Source organism: Nocardia farcinica, assembly GCF_029867845.1.
Classification (GTDB): Bacteria; Actinomycetota; Actinomycetes; order Mycobacteriales; family Mycobacteriaceae; genus Nocardia; species Nocardia farcinica_A.
Genome location: NZ_JARWRU010001012.1, coordinates 1 through 5,701, shown reverse-complemented (window position 1 = coordinate 5,701; position 5,701 = coordinate 1). Strand labels below are relative to the sequence as shown.

The 5,701-nt window shown below is 70.1% G+C and carries 6 protein-coding genes; 5 read left to right on the top strand and 1 reads right to left on the bottom strand.

Annotated features, from left to right (window positions below; all coding sequences use genetic code 11):
* The first annotated feature begins 267 nt into the window (after nt 1-267).
* From QH283_RS22460 to QH283_RS22445, 4 genes are read left to right on the top strand one after another with little or no spacing between them, the layout of a single operon-like run.
* Nucleotides 268-1,008, top strand: coding sequence for an SDR family NAD(P)-dependent oxidoreductase (locus QH283_RS22460; RefSeq protein ID WP_280504941.1), 741 nt, complete (start codon nt 268-270; stop codon nt 1,006-1,008).
* A 34-nt stretch (nt 1,009-1,042) separates the two neighbouring features.
* A complete protein-coding gene (locus QH283_RS22455) occupies nt 1,043-1,681 on the top strand; it encodes a TetR/AcrR family transcriptional regulator (RefSeq protein ID WP_280504940.1) in 639 nt (212 codons plus the stop codon).
* Between the two features lie 2 nt (nt 1,682-1,683).
* Nucleotides 1,684-2,973, top strand: a complete 1,290-nt coding sequence (locus QH283_RS22450; RefSeq protein ID WP_280504939.1) for an acyl-CoA dehydrogenase family protein — start codon at nt 1,684-1,686, stop codon at nt 2,971-2,973.
* A 27-nt stretch (nt 2,974-3,000) separates the two neighbouring features.
* On the top strand, nt 3,001-3,528 hold the full coding sequence (locus tag QH283_RS22445) for a DM13 domain-containing protein (protein ID WP_280504938.1): 528 nt from the start codon (nt 3,001-3,003) through the stop codon (nt 3,526-3,528).
* Nucleotides 3,529-3,540: 12 nt separating this feature from the next.
* Here QH283_RS22445 and QH283_RS22440 read toward each other — a convergent pair whose 3' ends face one another.
* Nucleotides 3,541-4,278 carry a winged helix-turn-helix transcriptional regulator gene (locus QH283_RS22440; RefSeq protein WP_280504937.1) on the bottom strand — a complete coding sequence of 246 codons (738 nt, stop codon included), beginning with the start codon at nt 4,276-4,278 and terminating at the stop codon, nt 3,541-3,543.
* A 97-nt stretch (nt 4,279-4,375) separates the two neighbouring features.
* On the opposite strand from QH283_RS22440, the gene QH283_RS22435 reads away from it, so the two are divergent.
* Nucleotides 4,376-5,641 (top strand): acyl-CoA dehydrogenase family protein, encoded by a 1,266-nt coding sequence (locus QH283_RS22435; RefSeq protein ID WP_280504936.1) that lies wholly within the window; start codon nt 4,376-4,378, stop codon nt 5,639-5,641.
* The last annotated feature ends 60 nt before the right edge of the window (nt 5,642-5,701 follow it).

Sequence of the window (5,701 nt, the reverse complement as noted above, 5' to 3'; positions counted from 1 at the left end):
GTTCTCTATTAATTCGTGGATAACCCTGGCCAACTGTATACCGCAGACCTTAATACGCTCTGTCATCTACTTCCTCATTTACGATAAACGGGTGGTAAAGGACTGGATACATACTACCCACCGGTAGTCGGCTGTTTTTCCAGGGCCGAGGGCGTTGCTGCGGATTGGCGGAAGCGGGCTCTTGCCGACGGCGGCCGTCCCCTTTAATGTACTGGTCGGAACATTTTCTTGCGGCACGCGCGTGCCGCATCGATCGAAGGAGCGCGGGTGCCCCTCACCGGCAAGGTCGTCCTCGTGACCGGCGGCAGCCGCGGCCTCGGCAGGCAGATGGTGCTGGCCTTCGCCGACGCGGGCGCCGATGTCGTGATCGCGGGCCGCAAATTCGGCAACTGCGCCGAGCTCGCCACCCGGGTCAGCGAAGAACACGGCCGCCGGGCGCTGCCGGTAGCGGCCAACGTGAGCGACTGGGCACAGTGCGACGCCCTGGTGGAGGCCGCCTACGGCGAGTTCGGCCGGGTCGACGTGCTGGTCAACAACGCGGGCATGTCGCTGCTCTACCCCAGCCTCGCGGAGGTGAGCGAGGCGATGTTCGACAAGGTGATCGGAGTGAACCTCAAGGGCCCGTTCCGGCTGTCGGCGCTGATCGGCGCCCGGATGGCGGCGGCCGGCGGCGGCAGCATCATCAACATCTCCTCCATCGAGGCCGCCGCCCCGGAACCGCTGGCCGTGCCCTATGCCGCCGCGAAAGCGGGACTGAACGCCCTCACCGCGGGGCTGGCACAGACCTTCGGCCCCACGGTCCGGGTGAACACCATCCAGTGCGGCCCGTTCGCCACCGACATCTCCGCCGCCTGGCCCGACGAACTGCGCGCCGAGATCGCCCGGCGCAACGCGCTTGGCCGCATCGGCGAGCCGACGGAGATCGTCGGCGCCGCGCTCTTCTTCGCCACCGAGGCGTCCTCCTTCGCCACCAGCGCCACGCTCGCCCTCGACGGCGGCTGGCGATGACGGCGCCCCCTCCGGCCGTGACGGTGGCGGCACGGTGACCGAGGCCGCTCCCGCGCGCAGGCGTGGACGCCCGCCCGCCGCCACATCCGCTCCCGGCGACACCAGGGCGCGGATCATGGCGGCCGCGGTGGAGTTGTTCGCGGAGAAGGGTTTCCACGGCACCGGGGTCGCCGAGATCGGCGACCGGGCAGGCGTGCAGCGCGGTGCGCTGTACTACCACATCGGTTCCAAGGAGGAGCTGCTGTGGGAGATCCTGCGCGACTACACCGAGCTGATGCTCGCCGACGCCGACCGCATCGTCGCCGCCGGGGACGAACCCGTGGCCACCCTGCGCGCGCTGATCCGCAGCCACGTGCGCCTGATCGTCGCGCACCGCCGCCAGGTCGCCATCCAGCTGCGCGACGTGGGCGCACTGACCGGCGAGCGCGCCGCGCAACTGCAGGATCTGCGCGACCGCATCCAGCACCGCTGGCAGCACGTGCTCGACACCGGCGCGGCGACGGGCGTGCTGCGCACCGCCGACCACGTCGTCACCAACAGCGTGCTCGGCATGTTGAACACGGTGGTGCTCTGGTACCGCCCGCACGGCGGCCGCACCCCCGACCAGATCGCCGACATCCTCGCGAGCACCGTCCTCGACGGTCTCCGCACCCACCCCCACACGAAAGGCTGACCATGGCTTGGGATTTCGAAACCGACCCGGAGTTCCAGAAGAAACTCGACTGGGCCGAGGAGTTCGTGCGCACCGAGGTGGAGCCGCTCGACCTGGTCTACCCCAACCCCTACGACCGCACGAACAAAGAGGCCATGGCGCTCATGGCCCCGCTGAAGGAGAAGGTCAAGGAACAGGGCCTGTGGGCCTGCCACCTCGGCCCCGAACTCGGTGGCCCCGGCTACGGCCAGATGAAGCTGGCCCTGCTCAACGAGGTGCTCGGCACCTCGGTCTGGGCGCCCTCGGTGTTCGGCTGCCAGGCCCCCGACTCCGGCAACGCCGAGATCCTCGCCCACTACGGCACCCCGGAGCAGAAGGCGAAGTACCTCCAGCCGCTGCTCGACGGTGAGATCGGCTCCTGTTACGTGATGACCGAGCCCACCGGCGGCTCGGACCCGACGCTGTTCACCACCACCGCGGTGCGCGACGGCGACCACTGGATCATCAACGGCGAGAAGTGGTTCAACTCCAATGCCGAGTTCGCCGCCTTCCACATCGTCATGGTGGTGACCAACCGCGAGGTCAGCCCGTATCAGGGCATGTCGATGTTCATCGTGCCCGCCGACACCCCCGGTCTGGAGATCGTCAAGAACTTCCATGTGCCCGGTTTCAGCGAGCACGAGGGCCACCTTCGGTTCGACAATGTGCGAGTGCCCGCCGATCACCTGCTCGGCGAGGAGGGCCAGGGCTTCATCGTGGCCCAGACCCGTCTCGGCGGCGGCCGGGTGCACCACGCCATGCGCACGGTCGCGCTGGTGCGTAAGGCCTTCGACATGATGTGCGAGCGCGCGGTCTCGCGGCAGATGCGCAAGGGCCCGCTGGCCGGATTGCAGATGACCCAGGAGCGCATCGCCGACAGCTGGATCGAGATGGAGCAGTTCCGCCTGCTCGTGCTGCGCACCGCCTGGCGCATCGACAAGGAGCAGGACTACCTGAAGGTGCGCAAGGACATCGCCGCCATCAAGGTCGCCATGCCCAAGGTCATGCACGACATCGCCCAGCGCGCGCTGCACCTGCACGGCGCCATCGGCGTCAGCACCGACCTGCCGTTCGTCGACATGTTGACCTACGCCGAGGTGATGGGCCTGGCCGACGGGCCGACCGAGGTGCACAAGATCACCCTGGCCAGGGAGGTGCTCAAGAACTACCAGCCCGGCGACCAGGTGTATCCGAGCGGCTACCGGCCCGCGCTGCGCGAGCAGGCGCGCGAACTGGTGGCGCGGCGACTCGAGCACATCGTCGGCAATCTCTGACGGGCACGCCGAAACAGGGAGGACCCCATGGCCTCGGCCCGTTCCCTCGCCCGCTCCCCGATCACCTGGGCGCTGGTCGGCGTGGCGGTGATCGCGCTCGTGGCCGCGGCCGCCGTGTTCGAGCCGTGGCGGCTGTTCACCTCGACCACGGTGCGGGAGGCCGCACCGGAGGTCGTGGTGGACGGCGGCGCTCCGGCCGAGCCGTCGGTGCTCGCACGAGGCGCGTTCATCTCCCACGAGCACGCCACTTCTGGCACGGTCGTCGCGCTCGAGCTGCCCGACGGCTCGCGTGTGCTGCGCCTGGAGAATCTGGACACCTCCGACGGCCCGGATCTGCATGTCTGGCTCGCCGACGCGCCGGTGCTGGACGGGCGGGACGGCTGGCACGTCTTCGACGACGGCGAGCACGTCGATCTCGGTCGGTTGAAGGGCAATCGCGGCGACCAGAACTATCCGATCCCGGCCGGGGTCGATCTCGCGGCGGTGCCGAGCGTGTCGATCTGGTGCGATCGTTTCGACGTCTCCTTCGGCGCGGCTACGCTCGAGCTCACCTGAGCCGACCGGCGATCAGGCGCTGGCCTCCGCGTGCAGCGGGGTGGCGAAATACGGCGCGACCGGGCTCAGCCGCAGCACGTCGGGCATTCTCCGGGTCAGCGCCGACGGGCCGGTGAAGGCGAGCTTGCCGGAGCGCAGGGCGTGCGGCACCGGCATCCGGCCGAGCCAGACCTGGTAGAGCGAGGACACGTCGGAGACGATGGTGGCGTCGACATCGAAGCCGGGATCGGTCACGCAGACCGAGGGCGCGCCGCAGTCGACGACGATCCAGTAACGGCGCGGATCGTCGGTGAAGCGCACCGCGAACACCTGGCGGCGGCCGGGCAGGCCGGAGGTGTCGAGCCGGGTGTGCATCCACCAGACCAGCAGGTCGGGGTCGAGTTCGGCGGGGTCGGGCTCGCCGAAGGTCCATTTCGCGCCCCACTCGGCCAGGCCGAAGAGAATCGGCTCCAAGTCGTGGCCCGCCTCGGTGAGCACGTAGTGGGTGCCGGTCTTGCGCACCAGTCCGGCGCGCTCGAACTGGCGCAGCCGCTTGGCCAGCAGGCTGCGCGACAGGCCGGGCAGGCCGCGGGCCAGATCGTTGAAGCGGGTGCTGCCCAGCACCAGATCGCGCAGGATCAGCAGCGACCAGCGTTCGCCGAGCAGGTCCAGCGCCCGCGAGATCGGACAGTACTGGCCGTAGCCCGCGCCCTGGGACACCGCCTCGGCGGTCTCCGCCGTCGAGCCGTTCAGCGTGGTCGGGTTCGTCATAAGGCCTCCACCTCGCGAGTCGCCGGTCCTTCTGGTGCACCGGAGGAGTTCATTTCCTGGACTATCCGGTTATCGCGGCGCTTCCTAGCTTCGAAACATGACCACTACCGCTGCCACGCAGACTCCCGAAATCAACCCGGCCGGCCCCGACACCACAGCCGGCCCCGCCAGCACAACCGGCCCCGCCACCGTGACCAGTCCCGCCACCGTGGCAATCGGCTCCACGACGAATGGCTCCGCCCCGGACGGGCCAAGCGCCATCACCTGGATCGACCGGGCCCGCCTCGTCGGTGAATCCCTGCGCGACGGCGCGGCCGAACGCGACCGCACGGGCGAACTCTCCCCGGCGGCCTTCGAGCTGCTGCTCGAACAGGGCCTCACCGCCGCGGGCGTGCCCACCGAGTTCGGTGGGGGCGGCGCCACACACGCCGAGATGGGCGCCGTCCTGCGGGAACTCGGTCGTCACGATCCCTCCACCGCGGTGGCCTTCGCCATGCACTCCCACCTGGTCGCCACCCAGGTGTGGCGGCACAAGCACGGCGCGGACGCCTCCGGCGTGCTCGGCAAGGTCGCCGCGGGCGCGATCCTGGTGAGCACCGGCGCCTCGGACTGGGTCGACTCCACCGGCCACGCGCAGCGGGTGGACGGCGGCTACCGGGTGTCGGCCCGCAAGGCCCCGGCCAGCGGGTGCGAGGCGGGCACCATTCTGGTGACCAGCATCCGCTGGGAGGAGGCCCCGGAGGGCCCGCGCGTGCTGCACTGCGCCGTGCCGTTCTCCGCGCCCGGTGTGCGGATCGAGCAGACCTGGGACACCCTCGGTCTGCGCGCCACCGGATCGCACACCGTGGTGCTCGAGGACGTCTTCGTCCCCGACGCGGCGGTCTCGCTCATCCGTCCCGCCGACGTCTGGCCGCCACTGCTGAACACCGTGATCGGCGCGGCCATGCCGCTCATCGTCGCCGCCTATCTCGGCATCGCCGACGGCGCGGTGCAGACCGCCCTCACCGTGGCGGCAGGCCGCACCGACGCGCATGTGGTGCAGACCGCAGGCGAGATGGCCAACGCGCACACCACCGCCGCCGACCTGGCCGCGGCCATGTTCGCCGACTCCGACGACCTGCGTTTCGACAACACCGACGCCCATGCCGCCCGCACCCTCAGCCGCAAGACCGTCGCCGCCGACCAGCTGATCGCCACCGTCCGCCTGGCCATGGAGACCGTCGGCGGCCTCGGCTACTCCCGCGCCTGCGACATCGAACGGCGCTACCGTGACGTGCACGGAGTCCTCTTCCACCCGCTCCCCCGCGCCAAGCAGCTCCGTTTCACCGGCAACGTCTCGCTCGGCCACAGCCCGCTCGGCTGAACACATCTCGCATCGAGGCCGGGTAGCCGCCCCCCCCCCCCGGCGCCGGGGGGGGGCGCG

What these genes read in the sequence shown, in the direction of transcription:
- QH283_RS22450 (WP_280504939.1), top strand. Translation starts at nt 1,684, where the DNA reads ATGGCTTGGGATTTCGAAACCGACCCGGAGTTCCAGAAGAAACTCGAC.
- QH283_RS22445 (WP_280504938.1), top strand. Translation starts at nt 3,001, where the DNA reads ATGGCCTCGGCCCGTTCCCTCGCCCGCTCCCCGATCACCTGGGCGCTG.
- QH283_RS22440 (WP_280504937.1), bottom strand. Translation starts at nt 4,278, where the DNA reads ATGACGAACCCGACCACGCTGAACGGCTCGACGGCGGAGACCGCCGAG.
- QH283_RS22435 (WP_280504936.1), top strand. Translation starts at nt 4,376, where the DNA reads ATGACCACTACCGCTGCCACGCAGACTCCCGAAATCAACCCGGCCGGC.